Source organism: Dechloromonas sp. A34, from assembly GCF_026261605.1.
Lineage (GTDB): Bacteria > Pseudomonadota > Gammaproteobacteria > Burkholderiales > Rhodocyclaceae > Azonexus.
Genome location: NZ_CP102486.1, coordinates 4276194 through 4295837, shown reverse-complemented (window position 1 = coordinate 4295837; position 19644 = coordinate 4276194). Strand labels below are relative to the sequence as shown.

Below are 19644 nucleotides of genomic sequence, written 5' to 3'. Positions count from 1 at the left end.
AGGAGAGTCTATGGCAGTTATCAATGGAAGCATTTCTTGAGATTACCGTGTAGTACTCCGTAACGGCGTAATGCCGAATACCCCAGCCGAAAGTGCAGGGGTTGCAGTAACCGAAGCCCATGCCTGACAGCGTGGGCTTCACTGTTTCCAGCTATAAAGAATATATGCCGATGCGTGCTGTGATGCCGGTAACTGACCATTCGCGCAGGTGGCAAGTGCCGTGTTTTGTCAGTTCGTTTCAGAGGGGCTGATGTACCGTTTTTGGTGTCAGTCAGCAGACGGTGCTAAGTGAATGAATGACAGGGCATTTTTGTGTCAGGGTACGGTTGCGAAAGGCCTGGCACGGAACGTGATTAAGCTTTATCAGCGGCTATTCCCGCCTTTTCAATAAAGGAGATTCAAATGAAGCGTGTACAACAAGGCTTTACCCTGATCGAACTGATGATCGTTGTCGCCATCATCGGTATTCTGGCTGCTGTTGCGCTGCCGGCTTATCAGGATTACACAGTGCGTGCGAAAGTGTCTGAAGTTATGCTTGCTGCATCCGGCCCAAAAACTACAATCGCCGAGGCCTTTCAGACTTTGGGGCATATGCCAGCGGTCGCTTCTGCTGGGATTTCCGGTCAAACATCTAAGTACGTAGCTACTGTGGCTTATACAACTAGTGCAACGAATGTTGGCACCATCACAGCAACAGCTTCTGCTGCAGAACCGAAAATTGCCGGTAGCACTATCGTTTTGGTTGGTACCGCCGATGCAACTGGTGTTGTCAATTGGGATTGCACGACGAGCACCATCGCTGCTAAATATCGTCCTGCCAACTGCCGTTAATCCAACTCACTTTCCCAAAAACCCCACGAGTTATCGTGGGGTTTTTTTGTGGCTCAGAATGTTCTGATGTGAATGGAAATATGCCTCTTGAATCTCGTGTTGAGAATGGAATGAATGCAAAGGGGCTTGGTTCTGCATTTAAATGGATGTGCGCGCTGGTGGGGGTGTTGATTGTCGTAGTTGTCTACTGGCCAGGGTTGCAAGGGGGGTTTTTCTTCGATGATGCCTCGAACATTGTCGAAAACCCTGCCCTGAGGCTATTCGATGGTTCCTTTTACAGCCTTATCGATGCTTCAGTTAACGGTGTGGCCAGCCCCTTGGGGCGCCCGCTAAGCATGGCAAGTTTTGCGCTGAATTTGTATTTCGGTGGATTGGACCCATTTTCTTTCAAGTTGGTCAATCTGTTAATTCACCTGGTCAACGGAGTGCTTGTCTTTTTGGTCGTTGGGCAACTCTGGAACCGATTAAATCGGGTGAGGGGGGCTGGTTTTCTCCCGCTAAGTGTTGCGTTGCTCTGGGGTTGCACCCACTGAATCTTTCCCCCGTTCTTTTTGTGACCCAGCGGATGACCAGTCTGGCCGCCTTGTTTACGTTGGCAGCACTATATTTTTATCTGTTTGGGAGAAATGCAGATGCGCTGAGAACACGCTGGAGTTCCTTTGCGGTAAGTTTTTTGGTTTGTTGGCCAGCTGCTGTTCTGGCAAAGGAGTCCGGGCTGCTTTTCCCCCTGTTTGCGCTGCTTTGCGAGTTATTGACCAGGAATGTTGGCGAGCGGATCATTTCCCGGCGCGTGCTGATTACGGTGCTAGGCCTTGGGGGAGGGGTTACATTTTTCTTAGGGCTGTATTTCTGGGATGTTCTGTTATCAGGCTATCGGTTCCGCGATTTTACTCTCGTAGAGCGCCTGCTAACCGAGTCTCGAGTCTTGTGGTTCCATCTGGCCCAGCTCTTTCTTCCCTTGCCCGATTCTTTCAGCCTGTATCACGACGATTTTCAGATATCCCGCGGCTTGCTTGTGCCTCCTGAGACCCTCGTCTCAATTTTGGGTTGGTGTGCCTTGATCGGATTTGCCCTCCGGATGCGTCAGAAGTGGCCTATCTTGCTGTTTGCGGTAAGTTGGTTTTTGGTCGGGCATATATTGGAGTCAAGTGTTCTGCCTCTTGAGATCATGCACGAACACCGGAATTACCTTCCCTCGCTGGGGCCTTTGTTCCTTTTTGGTTCGCTGCTGCTGGCGGCGAAAGAAGAAGAGGGGTATGTTCCGCGCGTTGTCTTCCTCATCAGCTTTACATCGTTTTGTGTATTACTGACCGGACTAAGGGCAAATCAGTGGGGGGACGAGTATCGTCGTGCTACTTTTGAGGCGGCAGCCCACCCCGATTCTGCTCGTGCCAATTACCAGGCGGCATTGATTGTCATCAAGCGTGCTGAAGCGACGAATAGTCTTGGTAACCCTGTGGCGTTTCAGGCAATCAACTATTACCTTGTGCGTTCATCGGAACTCGATAAAGATGCCAAGGCACCGTTGATCGGCCTGTTGTATCTGGCTTGCCAAGTCCATCTTTCGAGAAATGAGGAGCAACTGACTCTGTTAATGGCGCGATTGAGTTCAGCCCGATTTTCACCGGGGGACCTTGGTGTCTATAAAGGTCTTTCCGAACTATTGGTTGAAAACCGCTTGTGTCTGAAGGATCACGAGGTGCAACGTTTACTTGCTAGCGCGCTTGAAAATCCACTACTTGATGCTTCTGCCAAAGGTCTGATTTTATCCGTCGGGATGGATTTCGCATTTGCCAAGATGAAATCCATACCGCTCGCCATGGAATATGCAAACAGGGCGATTAGCGTCGATCCATCCAGCGTTTCCCTGCGGCTCAATTTGGTTCACTTGTTGTTGAAGGCAGGGGAGCGTGAGCGCGCAGTCGAAGCTTATATGCAATTTGCCAAGATGAAAGTTCCGGCTGCCCAGCGCAAAGAGCTTAACGAGCTTGAACAATTACTTGGCCTCGATAGTCGTTACGCAGGCTAGTGTTTTAGTCAGTATGAAAGTCTGATCGTTTTTAGTATGTCGTGAAAGATCATCCACAGCTTCGCTTTCGTACCGATATTGAGGGGCTTCGTGCCCTTTCCATTCTGCTGGTCCTTGCCTCACACGCAAAATTTCCCGGATTTGAGGGGGGATTTATTGGCGTCGACCTGTTCTTTGTAATTTCAGGCTATCTGATTACCGGTTTGTTGCTGGCAGAGATTCGTGCAACTGGCTCGATTGACTTGGCTGGTTTTTTCGCACGACGAATTAGGCGGTTGCTTCCCGCGTTACTGGTAACCATTTTCGGGACGGGAATGGCGGCCACCTTTTTTTTGATGCCTTCGGAGCAATTGGATCAGATAAGTGCCGCTACCGCCGCATCTCTATGGTTTAGCAATATCTACTTTGCTTTTCTCGAGGTGGATTATTTTGGTGCAAGTGCCAGCAGCAACTTGTTTCTGCATACTTGGTCGCTTGGGGTGGAAGAGCAGTTCTACCTTGTCTGGCCTTTCCTGATGCTGCTTTTCTTTTGGCTTGCACGCTATTTGCAAAGAAGCTGGCAGCGTGTTTTGGGTTACGGGCTCGGTGCTTGTTTCGTTTTCTCGTTCGTTTTTTCATATGGATTGCTGAGCAGCTACCCGGGCTGGTCTTTTTATCTGATGCCATTTAGAGGGTGGCAGTTTGCACTAGGGGCACTTTGTGTCTTTGTCGATGTCGTGAATAGGCGAAATGGGGCCGTATTTGGTCGATGGTTTGTTTTTGCGCCATCAGCGCGCGATTCAGTGATTGCGGGGTGGTGCGGCCTGCTTTTGATCTTGGGTTCAGCGATGATACTAGATGGGGGCGTGCCCTACCCGGGGATGCGCGCACTTGCGCCGTCTATTGGAGCTGCTCTGGTGTTGTTGTCCGGGACGGCTGGCTGCCGACATGGTGTTGCTCGCCTATTGTCGCAGTCTCCCCTGTTGTGGCTCGGACGACGCTCGTATTCGCTTTATCTTTGGCATTGGCCGGTCCTGCTGCTTGGTGGCAGCCTTCTTGCCCCGGGGCAACTTTTATCCTCGATGGTCTTGTTGGCCGTTTCACTTTGTCTGGCTGTCGTGACTTTTCATTTTATTGAAAGCCCTGTTCGCTACAGCAGATTTTTGTCGTCCCGTCCGCGTTGGTCAATTTGGGGTGGCTTGTTCATGATGTTGTCAGCGGTTGGCTCTAGTGTGTTGTGGCTCGGTGCGTCTACTTCCTGGCTAGCAGCGCCAGAACAGGAGCGCCACCGTGATGCTCGCTTCGACTTGCCCAGGATTTACGCAATGGGGTGTGACGATTGGTTTCACTCGTCAAGCCTGAATGCCTGCCAATTTGGCAACAAGGATGCACAGCACACTGTGGTGTTGCTTGGGGACAGCATTGGTGCACAGTGGTTTCCAGCGCTATCGAAAATTTATGCCGGTGCCGATTGGCGTCTGTTGGTAATGACGAAATCAGCATGTCCCTTTGTGGATGAAATCGTTTTTTATCCTCGCATCGGGCGGGAATATGTCGAGTGCGAGATCTGGAGGGGGCAGGTAGCCAAGACCATTACAGAATTGAAACCAGATCTGGTGTTTATTGGATCGGCCGGGTCATATGGCTTTACCGAGACACAATGGACGATGGGGACCCGGAGGCTTCTTGAAGAATTGTCGGGAGTGGCAAAGAGGATATATTTGATCCAGCCAACGCCAATCATTCCGTTTGATGGCCCGCACTGTCTCGGTAGGCAGGCATGGCGAGCTCGTTTCCTGCCGATATCGAATGAGTGTGTCGTGACAGTCGAGGGTGGGGTGGCATTGAAGAGTTGGCTGACAGCAGCTGTAAATGCCTTTGACAACGTCAGTGTGCTTGACATGAATCCTGTGGTTTGTCCCGACCAACGTTGCGCGGCTGAGCAACGCAGTAGTGTCGTTTTTCGCGATGATCGACACCTGACAGCGCAATATGTGCTGTCAATTTCTGATGACTTTTTATCACGAGTCTCAGCCATCAGCGTGCCGTGACTGCCTTGTTTTCTCCTGGTGCATCTCGGTAAGCTTGGATTCAAGGGCTCTTGCAAATCTCGGAGCATCGAACAATGGTGATGCTCCTGCTTGCGTTCGAAGTGAAGCACGCAGGTCGGACAAATCTTCAAGGTTGCCGGCAAATTTGATTGCCTTGTCCAGATAGTCATCTTCATCAGTGGCGATCCAGTCTGCCAAACCCGTACATGACATGATGCTGGCTCCTTGGCGCGCTAGCATCGAGTTGCCAGAGAGTGTCAATGTAGGAACCCCCATCCATAGAGCTTCGCAGGTGGTAGTTCCACCGGGGTAGGGGAAGGTGTCGAGAATGATGTCGATATTTGAGTGTGCTGCCAGATAGCCCTCCCTGTTTTGAGGGCCGAACAGCATGGTTCGTTCAGCCGGTATGCCGAAATCGCTCAGGCGCTGTTGGAACTGAATCCGGATGCTGTCACAGGTCAATTGTTTTATTTGGAGCCGGAATCTGGCGTCAGGAATCGCTTGTGCGATACGGCCCCAGAGCTTGAGTACTTGATCGTTCAGTTTTGCCAGATGCTGGAAGCAACCGAATGTGATATGGCCATTTTGCCTTGCAGGTAGTGAGGCAATTTCGGGGGCCTCAATCGCGGCGGGGGGCGTGAAACAGAGTCGTGTCTCAGGCAGGAAACAGGGTGTTTCTGAGTAGTGAGCATGGCCGTCAGGAGGGACTGAACTGGGGTCAACGAGTATGTAGTCGATTTCCGATAGCCCTGTACTGGCAAAAAATCCCAGCCAACTGGCTTGAATTGGTGCCGGTTTCCAGGCAAATACGGGAAGGCGGTTGTGGGCGGAATGTCCAGCGAGGTCGACTAGGATATCCATGCCATCGTTGTAGATCATTCTGGCGGCAGATTCGTCGTTTAGCCAGGTGATTGGCTTCCAGCTTTTGAAGTACGGTTTGATTCGTCTGGTTAGGGCATCTACTTGGTCGTTGGTTGGATAGGCGGTTAGCTCTATTCTTTCGGGGTTGATATGGTGCAGTATGTTTTCCAGAAAATATCCAACAGGGTGTCCGCGAAGGTCTCCCGAAACTAGGCCAACCTTAATTTTGCCGGTGGTAGTTACTGGTGGATGGCAGGTGAACGGTTTCGCAAGACGTGAAATCTTTTCACCAAAACGCCTAGCTTCAACCAGATATTCTTCAGGTGAATGTTGTTGTGAAAAGCTCAGAACAAACAAGAGGCTACTATGAGCGGCGATGTGTTCGGGGTTGACTGTTAGAGCTCGATAAAAGCTTGCCACCGACTGCTCAACATGTCCTTGCTCATAGAGCGCGACCCCCAGGTTACTGTGAGCTTCGGCATAACCGGGGTCGATCGTAATGGCTTTTTGCAGATGCTCGATGACCGCTGTCAGATTGTTTTGGTCATGAAGTGCCCCTGCCAGATTGTTGTGTGCTTCTGCGTACTCCGGATTTATGGCAAGTGCTCTGCGGTAGGCAGCAACAGCTTCACTAAGTTTATTTTGGGCTTGTAGCGCGATGCCGAAATGGCAGTGTATCGTTGCCGATTTTGGCGCGATGGCGAGAGCTTTTTCGTAATACTCAACCGCAGATTCCAACTTGCCTTTTTTTTGCAATAGCAGAGCGATGCCACTTAGTGCCGATGGGGCTTGTGGATTTATAGCGATGGCTTTTTGATAGCTTTCATGTGCCAAGGCGAACTTCCCGGACTTGAGCAGGAGGTCGCCAAGGTTTGCATGGGGTTCTGCATTCTGTGGTTGAAGTTGCGAAGCAAGTCGGTAATGTTCGATTGCGGCTTCGTCGTCCTTCCGTAGCCGGTAAGCGGTTGCCAGATGGATATGGACTTCAGGAGCATTGGGCTGAAGTTCTATCGAACGAATATAAGCGCCGATGGCGTCTTCCAGCTCACCGCGCGACGCCAGAATATTGCCAAGCAAATGGTGTATATCGTTGTTTTCCTGACATGCTTTGGTAGCGGCGATCGCCTGGATTTTCGCCTCGTCAAGTTTGTTTTCTACAACCAGGCATTGGCAAATTTCAAGATAGGCCGCATCAAAATCAGGTTTGTATTGAATCGCAAGCCTGAAGTTTTCAATTGCGCTATTAGTGTTGCCGATATTTTTGTGGGCAAGGCCTAAGAAGAAATATATATCTTGATTTTTGGCTGATATTGCGCGCGCTTTGTCCAGAAATGCGATGGCATCTGAATTCTTGTTTTTTTCCGTAAGAATGTAAGCAATATTGATTAATGCGTCACAGTAGCCTGGATCCTGTTTCAACGCTTCCTTATAGCAGCGTTCAGCTGCCTCCAGATTGCCTTCTGATAGATAGCGATCACCTTTTTCCTTTTCCTGATGCTCTGGTTTTTCTTTCTTCAGGAATATTTTCTTTAATGAACTGAACATGAAACTCTCGGCTCTACAGCTTGATTAGCAGTGATGTGGTGATGCTTTTGGCGTATTTTGGGTCGTAGCCACCTTCGATGAGTTTCCATTCGAAGGCGTTGCCCAACTGAGCTTTTTTGTAAATGTTGAGGTTGTGCTGCAGTTTGAATTTGGCGATTCGATCCAGAAATTTTAATAGTGCATCGTGATTCTTCTTCTGGCTTGGTTTTGCCCTTTTGCTCTTTGCAGGATCGTCCTGCTTTAGCAAATCCTGTGCGAGGGAAATGCCGAATTCCTTAGCTTCACTTGCATCAAACCACTTTAGAATCATCGCGCCTCTCCATGTCTAGTTCTTGATCTCAAAGTTGATAAGGTATCATGCCGAATCGGACGTCGGGCCTTGCCTAATGTTTGTTGATGTTCATTTTGCTGCTCGGTTGCGGTCCATGTGTGGCTTTGAGTTTTGCTCTTTCGGTCTCCATTGATAAGAGGTGTTTGTTGAGTAGTGTGACAATAATTCTTCCGGCAAGAAACGAGGCTAAGGCGCTCAGTGCATTACTTCCTGAACTCAAACGTTGTATGCCGCTTGCCGAAATTCTAGTGGTAGACGACGGGTCAAACGACCAGTCTGTGGCCTTGTGCCAGGATGCCCATATTCAGGTGCATTCACACCCTTATCCCAAGGGTAACGGCGCTGCCATCAAGAGTGGTGCCCGGGTGGCAACAGGGAACGTCCTGATTTTCATGGATGCGGACGGGCAACACAGGGTCGAAGATATCCCGGCGTTGTTAAAGAAGTTCGATGAAGGTTACGACATGGTCGTCGGCGCCCGTCAATCAGGTTCTCACGCCGGAATGCACCGTGCAGTTGCCAACGATTTCTTTAGTCGTCTGGCCAGTTGGATGGTGATGCAGACCGTGGATGACCTCACCTCAGGTTTTCGCATCGTCAGGGCTGATAAATTCCGCAAGTTCCTATATCTCCTTCCGAACGGCTTTTCGTACCCGACAACAATAACAATGAGTTTCTTTCGGGCAGGTTATAGCGTCGGATATGTGCCCATACATACGCCAAGACGTATCGGCAAGAGCCACATCCGACCGTTGCGCGATGGCGTACGTTTCCTGCTAATTATCATCAAGATTGGGACGCTTTATTCGCCGCAGAAGCTATTTTTGCCGATAAGTGCTGGTTTCTTGGTGACTGGGCTTGTGTATTACTTCTATACCTTCCTCGTATCTGGGCGTTTTACCAACATGAGTGCCCTGCTCTTCATCTCCGCAATCTTTACATTCCTGATCGGTATCGTTTCGGAGCAGGTTTCAGCACTGCATTACAAAGGTATGGATGATGGCCCGGAGAAGCCAAAGGCTTAGGAGGGACATAGGAATGGCATCTTGATTGAGTCTGGTGTTTCGGGGGCGATGTGCCGAAGGTCCTGATGGTGGCAACGTCCTATCCCGCCAGCGGGGCCGATTGGCAAGGGCGCTTCATTTTCGATATGGCGGAATCGTTGGCAAGAGTCAGGGAATTCGATCTCCGGCTTTGGGCCCCTCCAGGCACCTTGCCGCTGGGTGTTACGTCGGCATTGGCCGATGGTGATGCTGCGTGGCTGTCGCAACTGCTGAAACGGGGCGGGATAGCTCATTTGTTACGCCGCCAGCCACTGCGCGGTGGGTTTCATGCCTTGAATCTACTTTGGCGGCTACGGCGCCTCTATCGACATTTTTCGGGTGACGGCGGGCAAATCGTGGCTCACGTCAATTGGATACAAAACGCATTGCCCTTGGCAGCAACCAACATTCCTGCGCTGATTACCGTTTTGGGCAGTGACCTAGCTCTTCTTAAACTACCAGGAATGGTTCAGCTGGTAAGAAGAATGCTCGCTGGCCGCCGAGCGACCTTGGCGCCAAATGCAGAATGGATGGCGGCGTCACTTAGAGAGAACTTCGGTGATCTGGCAGAAATTCGGCCCATCCCATTTGGCGTAAATGACCGCTGGTTTGCCCTGAATCGAAATCCCGATGCCTGTGCATGCAACGATTGGATCGTTGTTTCCCGAATAACCAAGGCAAAGCTCGGACACTTGCTTGAATGGGGCGAAGGCCTGTTCGGCGACACTCACCGGTTGCATTTGCTCGGGCCGATGCAGGAGTCGCTCACGCTACCCAATTGGATTGAATATCACGGGCCGACCAATCCCGATACTTTGTCGCGGGAGTGGTTTCCACGCGCTGCGGGCCTGTTAACGCTGAGTATCCACGACGAGGGCAGACCTCAGGTGATGATGGAGGCAATGGCAGCAGGGTTGCCAGTAATCGCGTCCGATCTGCCTGCACATCGTGATCTGCTGAGAAATGGTGAGACCGGGTTCCTTGTCGATGATGCGAATTGTTTTGCGACCGCTCTCGCTCAATTGGATGACCCGCTACTCAACTGCCGCATAGGCTTGTCCGCACGGATCTGGGTGGCTGAGCATATAGGAACTTGGGATGATTGCGCCCGGCGCTATGTTGATGCTTATGATGATTTGCTGAGGCGTCTGTGAAATCTACAGGGGCTATTCTGCTGGTTGGTGGGGCCGGGTTTATAGGGCGCTCATTAGCGGCCCGCCTGGTCGCACTCGGGAACGAGGTCCATGTGCTGTCGCGGAGGCTGGCTGGCGAACTGCCTGCGGGCGTCATTGCCCATCAGGGAGATCAGGGCGACCACGATGTCGTAGTCCCGCTATTGGCTCGTTGCGCAGAAGTTTTTCATTTGGCGACCGCGACGACACCAGCCGATACGGTCTGGCAGCCGGCAATGGAGGCTGAAGTCAGCGTGTTGCCTGCCTTGCGCTTTCTCGAATGTGCCCAACAGTTCCCGGCAAACAAGTACTTATATGTGTCGACCGGTGGAGCGCTCTATGGAGACGCCAAACTCGCTACAGAGCAAGCATCGTTGGCTCCCGTCTCCTACCATGGCGCCGGAAAACTTGCGCTGGAGAGCTTTTTCGGCGTGTTCGGCCAGCGCCATCCCGGGCGTTTGACCATCCTGCGGCCATCCAATGTCTATGGCCCGGGGCAAGGGCTCCGCCCTGGCTTTGGGGCGGTTCGGACCTTGCTGGAGCGGGCGAGGGACAGTGGTCGGCTGGTCGTCTATGGTGACGGTGGCGCTGTCCGCGACTACCTCTACATCGACGACATGGTCGCCGCCTGCGTCGCGGCGCTCGCGGCGCCGGCAGTTACCTACAACATCGGCAGCGGCGTGGGAGTGGCGCTACGCGAGCTTATCGCCATCGTCGAGCGCGTCACCGGCAAACCGTTGGCCGTCGACTATCGTCCTGCCCGTGCTTCCGATGTCGGGGGCATCGTGCTCGATTCCGGGCTGGCTATGGCCAGTCTGGGCTGGGTGCCGAATGTCGGTCTCGAGGAAGGCATTGCCCGGACCTGGCGGAGCTTGCAGTGAGCGGGACGCCGCGCGTCTCGGTCTGCGTCGCCAACTACAACGGGGCGGCGATGATCGCCGGCTGCCTTGATTCTGTCCTCACCCAAAAAGGTGATTTTGAGGTCGAGATACTCGTCCATGACGATGCTTCAAGCGATGCATCGGTCGAAATTATCAGCCTTGCTTATCCCGTGGTTCGAATGATCCGTAGTGCCGACAACGTCGGCTTCTGCATTGCCAACAACCGCATGGTCGCCGCGGCTCTCGGCGAATACGTGCTGCTGCTCAACAACGACGCCGAGTTGTTGCCCGATGCCCTGCACCATCTGCTGGCCGCGGCGGAGGCAGCCCCCAGTCCGGTGCTGCTCAGTCTGCCGCAGTATGACTACGATAGCGGCGCACTGATCGATCGCGGCTGCCTACTCGACCCGTTCTACAACCCGGTGCCGAATCTCGACCCCGAGCGGCGCGAGGTGGCGATGGCTATCGGCGCCTGCCTGTGGCTGCCGCGCAACCTGTGGAACGAACTTGGCGGCTTCCCGGAGTGGTTCGGCTCGATCGGCGAGGATCTCTATCTGTGCTGCAGGGCGCGTTTGGTCGGTTATCCTGTGCGTGTGCTTGACGTTTCCGGCTACAGTCATCGGGTGGGGGCGAGCTTCGGTGGTGGCAAGGTCCGCGACGGTCGTCTGGCCAGTACCTTCCGGCGACGGGCCTTGTCCGAAAGGAACAAGACGTATGTCATGGCATTGACTTGTCCGGCTCTGTTCATGCCCGTTATCTTGCCGATGCATATCCTCATGCTGTTCTGCGAGGGAGTGCTACTGTCGCTATTCAAAAGGCGCACCGCCTATCTGACAGAGATATACCTGCCGGTATTCGTAGCCATCTATCGGCGGAAGTCTAGTTTATGGGATCTGCGAACGGCTATCCATCAGCACGGCCAAGTCGCCAGCACGGATTTTTTTTCCGTTTTCGATTGGATACCTTACAAGCTACGAATGCTGTTCAAGCATGGTCTGCCTAGGCTCATTTGACAAGCAGGTCGATGGCGATGCTGCCCCAGTTACGTGCGTAACGGGCATAGCGACCAGTCAGGACTTCGTTCAGGACCAAGGGAACGCGCCGCCATCTTGCTACAGGCAGATCGGCGCGCGACTGCAGATGGCGAATCTTTTCCGCCAGTGAAGAGCGCATTGATGCTGCGGGATTGGTTGATGCGAGACGCGCATTCAGGGCTTCCCACCGTTGCAATTCGGTTCGGTACCAAGCTGCACGATCAGTCTTGAGCGCTGCGCGGATTTCGTAAAGAAGTGGTCTGGCTCGGCCGCCAACCACATTGCTGTCATGCTGTCGGTATGCCAGCAGCAGTTCTGGTACAGGGATGATGGCTCCCCGGGCTGCAGCAATGTTGGCCAGCCAGGCATCGTGAGCCCAGTCCTCGGGAACGGGGAGCGCGACATCACGCAAACTGGACCGGAATGCCAGTGCTGCTCCGGTGACAACGGAGTGTTTCAGTAGGACTGTGAATCCTTCACCTCTTGCCATGCATGCCTGTTCGTCCTGGGTAAACCGTACGCGATGCCACATCGTATAACCTAGAGAAGCGAGATCGGCATCGACAACTGCCGCGTCGGAAAATGCCGCTTGCGTTTCTGGCGAGAGTAAGGCTTGCGCCAGACGGGTGAGTTTGTGGGGGTGCCAGACATCATCCTGATCGGCTAATGCGATAACTTCGCCGCAACACGCGGCAATGGACCGGGCAAAATTATTGACCACCCCCAGTCGGGTCGTGTTACGCAAAATGCGAACCTCGAAGGCGGCATCAGATGCGAAACGTTCGAGAATGGCTAGCGTCGCGTCAGTAGAAGCGTCATCGCTGACCACGAGCTCACAAGGGGGCAGTTGTTGTACCGCCAGGCTGTCAAGGAATTCCGCGAGGTACGTGGCCCCGTTGCAGGTTGCCAAGGCCACCGAGAAGCGATCAGTCACCTGTCTTGTCCCTGGCGGGTGGCAAGACAGGTGGGGTTGTTCAGCCCAATCGAACCGTGCCTGATCGCCAGATTGGGGTTCCAGGCCGGGTCGTGGTTAAGGCGTTCGCCCCATTTCTTGCGAAGCGCCAATAGGGTCGATTGGCGGGCAAGCTCATTTTCCCCCCGCAAACGAGGCTGCTCACCAGAATAATACAGTAGGGCCAGCGGAACCCAGAGATTCTGGTAACCCTTGCCGATCAGGGAAAGGCAGAAGTCGATGTCGCCAGAAACTGCCGGAAAGAGCTGATCGTCCATCCCGCCCACTTCATCCCATAGTGCCTTACGGATGACCATGCAGGCAGCAGATACGGCGGAAAGGTTCTGGTTGAGCAGGGCACGGTTCGCATACCCCGGCGCAGCAGTGGCTTGGTCGGCAAACGGGCATTCCGGTTCGCCATTGTTCAGAATATATCCGGAATGAACCACCTTTCCCTCTCGGGTGCACAGCTTGGCGCCGGTTGCGCCGATTTCGGGCCGCAGGGCGTGACCCACCAGATGCTTGAGCCACAAGGGGGAGGCCGGCGCGGCGGCATCGCTGAGTAAACAGAGTACCTCCCCCTGTGCCTGTTCGGCCGCCCAGTTGTATATCGACGAATGCTGGGCCGGACCAGAGTACGCTAGAACACGCACGTTCCGGTCTTGTCGCCGATTCGGAAGATGAGCCTGGATGTCTGGGCTGGTGATGGAACTGGTGATGAGCAGGATCTCCAGTTCTGCATAATCAGTTTCATCATTCAGGCCGTCCATACAACAGCGGAGTCGATCGAGACGATCCGTCGCGAGAATGATGATTGAAACAACAGGTGGCATGGCAGGTAGGCAGATGCGGGCATTGAAATGCCCAGGCTCTACTCCTTCCAACTCGACGTGTATCTTCCTTGTGTTCCAGTAATCGGTGAGCGAGCGGCGGGCAGCCTCAACTGCGTAGCTTTTGGCCGAGATGGAAACAGAGGTTGATCCGGGAATGGCTCGCCAGTGATACAGAATGCGAGGAATGTGATGGATGCGCGCCGGCTGCGTCTGAGCGATGAAGCGCAAGGCAAAATCCCAGTCTTGGGAGCCTTCGTAACCGGTGCGGAATCCACCAATGGCCCGCGCGATCGAGGTGCGATAGACACCAAGATGACTGATCATGTTTTGTGAGCAGAACAGGTCCGGATTCCAGTCGGGCTTGAAGTAGTGGCCAAAACGTTTGCCATGAATGTCGATTTTGTCTTCGTCGCTGTAGAGAAGATCAAGGTCCGTATTTTCATTTAGGGCGTTGGCAACGTGGTAAAGCGCGGATTCAGCCAATTCATCATCGTGATCAAGCAAGGCGATGAAGTCGCCGTGGGCAATTTTCAGTGCTGAATTGCTTGCGGCCGATATGTGTCCGTTTTCCTGGCGAAAGACGATGCGGATGCGATGATCTAGCTGGGCTGCCTGCTCCAAAAACGTGCGGACATGGGGTGCGTGGGATGCATCGTCGGCAATGCACAGTTCCCAATTTGGGTAGAGTTGACTTTGAACGGAAGCAATTGCCTTCTGCAGAAGCCATTCTGGCGTATTGTAAGTTGGCATCAGTACGGAGATCAGCGGGCGGTACGTCATGGCCGCGATATGGCGTGAAATACTTAGGCGGTCATGCTCCGTGAGCGTGTCATAACGGCTAATCCATTCACTATAGCTAATGTCGCCAAAGCCGCGGATGAGCCGTGTCAGTCCATGGAGGCCTTCGCGGTGCCACAGACGAAATCCCTTGATAAACAGCTCAGAAATGTTGCGGCCGACAATAAAGTCCCGTATTCCGGAGAGGTAATGGGTTGTGTTCATTCTTGTGATGCCAGTCGGCGTTGTTCAGTGGGGCCGGTATTGGAACGCGGGATGATTGCGGACCGATTGCCCTGCCGGCATGAGGGCATGGAGTTTCATTCTGTGCTTCCAGGTAACGAAGGGTGCCAGTAGCTGGTCACGGTTTCCATATTGCTGGAATAGAGTCCACCAATCCTTCAGGAATTGATCGGCAGGCGGTCCTGGGCGCAGCGAAAAGAAATTCATCTCGAACAGACCGGCCTCTGGGGGGCAGCCTTCTCGTTCGAGCATTTCGAGCACTTTGTAAACCTGCTCACGTGATTCGCGCATGTGCAGCATGATCGTCGCAGCTTCCTCATACACAGATTGACGGAACGGATGCGGCACTACCCCGAGATCGGCTGTACTGGCAACGAATGCGGAAATCGCCGGGGCGATATCGCCTCGCATTGTAATGTTCGCGTCGATATACACGACGGCGTCGTAACTTTCTGCCCTTGGTATGTGGCTTAGTAGATTCATTTTCAGATAGCGTGAAAGGTACTGGGCAGATTTTCCCGCAACAGAATCGACCTGAATGAGGCTCCAGCCGTCGAGTGGGCCATTCGGGGGCTGTCGCAAAGCAAAAAGTAGTCGGCCTTGGGAATTCGATGGCTGACCGGTTGCGGCGTATCGTAGTTGCCTGTGACAACACAGCAAACGGCAACGCGATGCTCGTGCCGGGCAACTGTCGAAGGTCCTGGGGCTGTGGCGGGTATGGAGGAAGGACGGCTGGCAAATTGACGCAGGAAGGCGGGAAGATAGGACCCTCCGTCGTAGTCCATGGGAGCAATTTCAGGGTGCCGGGCTAGAAAGGCGCACGTTGGCAGCCGGGCGTTGCTGAGAAGGAAGTGACTCAAGGGCAATATTCCTTGGGAGTCGTGATGGGATACATACCAAGCATGGTCAAAGAGCGGGTTTGGATCGGGGGGCTGGTCGCCGGCGCGATGGTGGGCAAGCATGTCCAGCAATGGATTGGAATGATGCCGTCCGGCGCTGGGTTGCCGGGTATACCAACTGGTCAGGAAGAAGGGATTGGGATTGCCGCCGGATTCGACAAAATGTCGCCACGGCGCAAGTCCATCGAAACCTCCCGCGAATTGGGTGGCGTAGTAGTCACTCCAGAATAGCGGATGGGGGTTTAGTCCGGCGTATTGTCCGGCGGCGAGGAAATGTGCGAGAGGGGAAATGTCGGATGACGCTGGGGGGTTACAGCCGAGGTAATGGCCGACATCAAACAGTTGCCGAAGCAGCCCATCACAATCTTCTCGTTGCGAAGCAAGTCGCCTTGCTCGGGAAGGGCTGATGAGACGGAGCAGCCTCATCGGAAGGCCAGCCAGTAAGGGAGTACGAGAGAGGTGCTGCACTATGGCACTGACCACCGGTCGTATTCTGCCAGTGTCGTCGAGACAGCTAAGTCTGCGGGCGCCAACGGCATGCAAGGCAGGCACGACTTTGCTGAGAATTGCAAGTGTTTGGCGTAATCCAGGTTTCCTTAGTCGTTGCTCGCCGAGGCGCAGCCAGAGAACCCCTTGAGGTGGCGTGTGATACCCAATGGGGTCGAGACTGATCCATATCGTAGCCTGAGTCAGTGCAGCATGCTGTTCTGCCAGTCTTCTTACCTGGCTGCCGGGTGCAAAGGACTTGGCATACAGGGCGAGTGGTTTTTCGGAAGTCATGCGGCAGGGCAGGCAATCAGCTGGAGCACAGCGGGAAAGGATAACGTCCCAGCAATCGACGCCAACGGCGCTGCCAACGGGTCAGGGTTAGAGCATGCAAACGCCGTTGGTGTGTCATCAATCTAGCAACGTCGTTCTCAATGCGATTACGCAATGTAGCAGCTTCCGGGCGGAGGTAGGGGGCACGACGCAACATTGACTGAAGGTCGATTGCTGACATGCGCCCAAGTTCTGGAACGGGCGACCTGGTTGTAGTGGGAAGGTAGTGTGGTGAATTTCGGGAGACGGCTGCGGGTGGGGGCTCTGCCGGGAGGCAACAAAGGCGTCATAGGCAATGCGGTAGTCTGGATCCTCTTGCGCCCATTCCTGCCATAGTGGAAGCAGCAATTCTTCCAGATAGGCATGCTTGTGGCCATGCAATGCCGCCTTACTGTAAATATCGGCAGGAAACTGGGCGAAATCGTGAAGGCCTACCAGAATGCCAGACTGATGGTAGGGATGGCCGGCTTGACCCAGGTAGTCCATCATGGATGACTCAGGCCGAAGGCTGGCCCCCTTGGGAAGGCAGCTCAAGGCCTTGGGGATCAAGGCAGTTCGATACAGATGATTGCCTGCAGGGCGCCGGGCGGGCAACAATTTATCGGCTACCAACGCTTGAGCTTCCACATAGTGATCCGGCAAGCGTTTGGCCTCATCGATGAAATCTATTAGCGACGGTAGCACTAGTACATCGGCGTCGATGCACAATGTCCAGGGGCGTGCCTCCGCTAGTCCTTGAAGCAGGCTTTTTTCCAAGGTCGCCGCAAAAGGTTGGCCCGAAACCCGAAAGACGATCTGCCTAGGAAACATTTCCTCCAGCAGGCCCACGCAGGCATCGGCAGTGCGTTCGCCGCACTCTCGGACGATCAGCGTGACATCGCTATGGCTCGGGGATGGCATCGGGATGACGGAAAGGCTTAGCGACGAATGCCCATTTTGCTAGACATCCACGCTGCCAGCCGTCGCATGCGGGAGCGGATCAGCTTGCGCCGCAACTGATCCGCCTGCGCTCCTTGCTCGGAAACAATATTTTTTAGCAGTTGCAGACGCTTTTGTGTCAGCTCGGCGACATCGAGAGCTGGCGGAGCAGTGTTGCGCAGGAGGAAGATGAATTCACAACCACAGGTGGGGTAGCTTTCTTCCACCGAGAAAGGAATCAGCCCAAGATGTGAGAGTTCGACAATTAACAGTTCGAAGCTGGATGGTGTGAAGTGCCAGGCATGGCAGTCCTGATATGTCCCACCAGTATTCTCGGAGTAGGCTTGGAAACGGGTGAATGCCTGGGAAAGCGACGGGCTCAGGAACTCAAAGCGCTCCAGATATCGGCCCTGTCCCCAGGTGGTCGCCCCTTCTGTGCCGACAGTGTAGGCGATGTGCTGAAACATTGAGCGCTGGGAATGAATTTCGGCTCCACGCTTCCATGCATGTAGCCAATCCCCTGTGCCCGTGATCGATTGAAAAAAGTCGAAGCAATAACGCTTATCCGGGATTGCCAACGATAAGAGCCCGTGAGGCTCGAGGATGCGGGACATCGATTGAAAGAACATGATCGGGTTGGGAATGTGCTCGATCACATGACTGGCTACGCAGGCATTGACTGTTCCCAGGCGCGAAGTTGGGAGTGCTTTGTCAAGGGCGCCTCCTGTCCAGACCACATCGACTTCCTCGATGGCGTCAACGTCGACATCGAAACGTCGGTATTTCTCAACTAGTGCAGCCCGGTCGGCGTGATCGACAGAAATAGATTGCCAGCCCTCTCGTTTGGGTAGCAGCGGGTTGTAGCCAGGGCCAATTTCCATCGAGACGTTGTCTTTGGTGAAGCGGTGCAGCAGTTTTTCCTGGCGGTTCATAGCTGTGTCAAGTGATTGTGCAGAATGGATGCGGGGGCAGGCTTACGCAGGAAAAGCAGGTTATTCCCTCGCGGGAAGCCATTATCGCGCCAAGTCCGTGGACTCCAGCGACGAACAATATTAAGCGGAGAAAGGCATCGATGGCCGACCTCGAAGCCCGCGTTGCGAAACACGGCGGCCATCTCTTCGATGGGGCGATAGGCAAGCTTTTCATTGAGATAGCTGGCATAAACACCCGCCTGGCAAGACAGCGGCAATGGCCTACCTGTCTGGTCGCAGGCTTCTGGCCAAATGGGCCGAGGCCCGGCCCTGAGAAACAATGCTGCAAGAACTGCGGCATGCCGAAGGCGCTTGCTGGACAGCCAGTGCACAAATGGGATCTTGATGTGGGGCTCATGCCACTGGCGACTACCGGGGAAGGAATGCAGTCCATAGCCGCCGGGAGCCGTCAATCTGAAACTTTCGACGGCAAGGCGCTCAATGTCGATTACATGCTCAAGTGTTTCCTCAGAGAAGATCAGGTGAAACCGCCTTGCTGAAAAATGCGCAATTTGGTCGAGGGGGCGTAGCACGCCTTCTTTATCCAGTCCGCGTCCTGCCAACGCGGTATTTGCCTGGGCAAGCACACGGGTGTCCATATCGACGCCCCATGCGTTGATGCCTGCATCTCGCAGATGGAGAACGGTCCGGCCACGACCGCAACCCCAGTCAAGCACTTGTGCATTGGCTGGCAACTGTTTGATCAATCTTTGCAGTTCGTTTGAGAGTCGGGCCGCAATGATCTCGTCCTCAGCCAACTCGACATGTTTGTCAGCCATGTGGGAGTTCGGATGAGTGGCCGTCGGAAGCGCCGGGTTTGCGAAAAATGAAGAAATATCCGGTTGTGCCGGCCGATGATGGCAGCAGCTTGTCCGTCAGTTCCATTAGGAGGGCCAGACTTAGCAGTGCGGGAGCCGCAATTTTTATACGGAGGGGCAATGGTGGCGGGTGGGCAAACTGTCGGTAGAGCAGTGCTGCGACCGCAGAAAAATAGCCATTCCGTTCACGCAGCACAAGTTCGTCAAGGTTGGAAAATATTAGGCGCAGTCCGTATCGGGTATAGCGATAGAAATCGTTTGGCGCATCATGGATGCCCAGCAAGAAAGGCGTGGAAGCAATAAGCAGCCCGCCGGGCCGTAAGACGCGAGAGATTTCGGCGGCGGCTAGTTCGGGATGCTTCACATGCTCCAGGACCTCGATACAAAAAATGGCATCGATGGATTTGTCCTTAACACTATCCATGGATTCAATGTTTGCCAGAATGTCAGGGTGGCGGGTTTGGTCAATGTCGAGAGACTGAAACCGAACACCATGTGCTGTGAGTTGAGCGCCGACCTCGCCGCCGGCGCCAATGTTCAGGATATTGCCTGACTCCGCGATGGCGTGACTATGTATGGCCTCTTCAAGCCAGCGATAGAGATGGCGCCGGGATTTGCGTTTGGACAGGCGTAGTAGCGCTGCTGAGATCATGTTTT

Annotated in this window: 18 protein-coding genes; 9 read left to right on the top strand and 9 right to left on the bottom strand. The window is 53.9% G+C overall.

What is annotated here, in order from left to right:
- Positions 1-402 precede the first annotated feature (402 nt).
- The 4 genes from NQE15_RS21365 to NQE15_RS21350 all read left to right on the top strand — a co-directional run bounded on the left by NQE15_RS21365 (position 403) and on the right by NQE15_RS21350 (position 4890).
- Positions 403-831, top strand: coding sequence for a pilin (locus tag NQE15_RS21365; RefSeq protein WP_323054919.1), 429 nt, complete (start codon positions 403-405; stop codon positions 829-831).
- 80 nt (positions 832-911) lie between these two features.
- The gene (locus NQE15_RS21360) at positions 912-1364 is read left to right on the top strand and encodes a hypothetical protein (protein WP_265944554.1); all 453 of its coding nucleotides are present in this window, start codon (positions 912-914) and stop codon (positions 1362-1364) included.
- 32 nt (positions 1365-1396) lie between these two features.
- Positions 1397-2860 carry a hypothetical protein gene (locus tag NQE15_RS21355; protein WP_265944552.1) on the top strand — a complete coding sequence of 488 codons (1464 nt, stop codon included), beginning with the start codon at positions 1397-1399 and terminating at the stop codon, positions 2858-2860.
- Positions 2861-2901: 41 nt separating this feature from the next.
- Entirely contained in the window at positions 2902-4890 is a 1989-nt protein-coding gene (locus tag NQE15_RS21350; RefSeq protein ID WP_265944550.1) for an acyltransferase family protein, read from the top strand.
- On the opposite strand, the gene NQE15_RS21345 is transcribed toward NQE15_RS21350, so the two are convergent.
- Entirely contained in the window at positions 4870-7296 is a 2427-nt protein-coding gene (locus tag NQE15_RS21345) for a tetratricopeptide repeat protein (RefSeq protein ID WP_265944548.1), read from the bottom strand. The two genes, NQE15_RS21350 and NQE15_RS21345, sit on opposite strands and share 21 nt — an antisense overlap.
- Positions 7297-7309: 13 nt before the next feature.
- Positions 7310-7606, bottom strand: coding sequence for a hypothetical protein (locus NQE15_RS21340; RefSeq protein ID WP_265944546.1), 297 nt, complete (start codon positions 7604-7606; stop codon positions 7310-7312).
- 86 nt (positions 7607-7692) lie between these two features.
- Between NQE15_RS21340 and NQE15_RS21335 the strand changes: the two genes are divergently transcribed.
- The 4 genes from NQE15_RS21335 to NQE15_RS21320 are packed head-to-tail and all read left to right on the top strand — an operon-like array spanning position 7693 to position 11736.
- On the top strand, positions 7693-8652 hold the full coding sequence (locus NQE15_RS21335; protein WP_265944544.1) for a glycosyltransferase: 960 nt from the start codon (positions 7693-7695) through the stop codon (positions 8650-8652).
- Positions 8653-8702: 50 nt separating this feature from the next.
- The gene (locus NQE15_RS21330) at positions 8703-9824 is read left to right on the top strand and encodes a glycosyltransferase family 4 protein (protein WP_265944542.1); all 1122 of its coding nucleotides are present in this window, start codon (positions 8703-8705) and stop codon (positions 9822-9824) included.
- On the top strand, positions 9821-10723 hold the full coding sequence (locus tag NQE15_RS21325) for an NAD-dependent epimerase/dehydratase family protein (protein WP_265944540.1): 903 nt from the start codon (positions 9821-9823) through the stop codon (positions 10721-10723). Before NQE15_RS21330 ends, NQE15_RS21325 begins: the two co-directional genes overlap by 4 nt.
- Positions 10720-11736 (top strand): glycosyltransferase family 2 protein, encoded by a 1017-nt coding sequence (locus NQE15_RS21320; protein ID WP_265944538.1) that lies wholly within the window; start codon positions 10720-10722, stop codon positions 11734-11736. Before NQE15_RS21325 ends, NQE15_RS21320 begins: the two co-directional genes overlap by 4 nt.
- On the opposite strand, the gene NQE15_RS21315 is transcribed toward NQE15_RS21320, so the two are convergent.
- Genes NQE15_RS21315 through NQE15_RS21305 form a run of 3 tightly spaced genes read right to left on the bottom strand, consistent with a single transcriptional unit; the run spans position 11729 to position 14997 of the window.
- Positions 11729-12691 carry a glycosyltransferase family 2 protein gene (locus NQE15_RS21315; protein ID WP_265944536.1) on the bottom strand — a complete coding sequence of 321 codons (963 nt, stop codon included), beginning with the start codon at positions 12689-12691 and terminating at the stop codon, positions 11729-11731. The genes NQE15_RS21320 and NQE15_RS21315 overlap by 8 nt on opposite strands.
- Positions 12688-14544: a glycosyltransferase family 2 protein gene (locus tag NQE15_RS21310; protein ID WP_265944534.1), complete on the bottom strand. Its 1857-nt coding sequence runs from the start codon at positions 14542-14544 to the stop codon at positions 12688-12690. The genes NQE15_RS21315 and NQE15_RS21310 overlap by 4 nt, the downstream gene beginning before the upstream one ends.
- Before the next feature lie 24 nt (positions 14545-14568).
- Positions 14569-14997: a hypothetical protein gene (locus NQE15_RS21305; RefSeq protein ID WP_265944532.1), complete on the bottom strand. Its 429-nt coding sequence runs from the start codon at positions 14995-14997 to the stop codon at positions 14569-14571.
- Between the two features lie 416 nt (positions 14998-15413).
- Here NQE15_RS21305 and NQE15_RS21300 point away from each other — a divergent pair, with 416 nt between their 5' ends.
- A complete protein-coding gene (locus tag NQE15_RS21300) occupies positions 15414-15692 on the top strand; it encodes a hypothetical protein (RefSeq protein WP_265944531.1) in 279 nt (92 codons plus the stop codon).
- Positions 15693-16358: 666 nt separating this feature from the next.
- Here the strand turns inward: NQE15_RS21300 and NQE15_RS21295 are convergent.
- Genes NQE15_RS21295 through NQE15_RS21280 form a run of 4 tightly spaced genes read right to left on the bottom strand, consistent with a single transcriptional unit; the run spans position 16359 to position 19639 of the window.
- Positions 16359-17180, bottom strand: coding sequence for a hypothetical protein (locus NQE15_RS21295; RefSeq protein ID WP_265944529.1), 822 nt, complete (start codon positions 17178-17180; stop codon positions 16359-16361).
- 17 nt (positions 17181-17197) lie between these two features.
- On the bottom strand, positions 17198-18130 hold the full coding sequence (locus NQE15_RS21290; RefSeq protein ID WP_265944527.1) for a methyltransferase domain-containing protein: 933 nt from the start codon (positions 18128-18130) through the stop codon (positions 17198-17200).
- Positions 18127-18948 carry a class I SAM-dependent methyltransferase gene (locus NQE15_RS21285; protein ID WP_265944525.1) on the bottom strand — a complete coding sequence of 274 codons (822 nt, stop codon included), beginning with the start codon at positions 18946-18948 and terminating at the stop codon, positions 18127-18129. The genes NQE15_RS21290 and NQE15_RS21285 overlap by 4 nt, the downstream gene beginning before the upstream one ends.
- The gene (locus tag NQE15_RS21280; RefSeq protein WP_265944523.1) at positions 18941-19639 is read right to left on the bottom strand and encodes a methyltransferase domain-containing protein; all 699 of its coding nucleotides are present in this window, start codon (positions 19637-19639) and stop codon (positions 18941-18943) included. The genes NQE15_RS21285 and NQE15_RS21280 overlap by 8 nt, the downstream gene beginning before the upstream one ends.
- Between the last annotated feature and the right edge of the window lie 5 nt (positions 19640-19644).